The 578-nt window shown below is 65.9% G+C and carries 1 protein-coding gene; it reads left to right on the forward strand.

The window, feature by feature from the left end; translation table 11 throughout:
- The first annotated feature begins 128 nt into the window (after nt 1-128).
- Nucleotides 129-554, forward strand: coding sequence for a nuclear transport factor 2 family protein (locus AZG88_RS35565; RefSeq protein WP_082833552.1), 426 nt, complete (start codon nt 129-131; stop codon nt 552-554).
- Nucleotides 555-578 lie beyond the last annotated feature (24 nt).

Here is a 578-nt window from a genome sequence, read left to right on the forward strand (position 1 = left end):
ATGGGCACCGCGCTTCAGCGCGCATCCGGCGGCGGGGCAGTGCAGAACATTGATCTGCACGCCCTGGGAGGGACCGTCGAGGTCGACATCGAAGGCATCGGAACCCTGCGCAACCCGGTGGTGAAGCGATGAGCGTGGACGCCTCGACACGGGCCGCAATCGAAGAACTCAACGCCCGCTTCGCATGGAGCCTGGACCTGAACAGATTCGACGACCTCTATGAGATTCTCACCGACGATGCCAGCTACACGAGCGGAAGCACCGAACGCAAGGGAGCGGAAAGCATCGTCGCAGCATTCTCGGCCCGCTCGGGAATCCGGACAACCCGGCACGGGTGGACCTCCTTGACACTCACCGAGGTCGACAACGCCACCATCAGCGGCCGCAGCGCCTGGTTCTGCTACGCGCACAATTCGCACCCGCCGGTCACCTCCACCGCGCCATACATGGTGGCCGACTTCCTCGACACCTACACCCGCACCGAAGGCGGATGGCGAATCGCCGCGCGCACCATCGTTCCCGTCTTTCGAGACGCGTCCCTGGCCCCCGCGTGACCGCCGAGCTACGGGGCCGCCCCG

Source organism: Rhodococcus sp. LB1 (assembly GCF_001583455.1).
GTDB lineage: Bacteria > Actinomycetota > Actinomycetes > Mycobacteriales > Mycobacteriaceae > Rhodococcus_F > Rhodococcus_F opacus.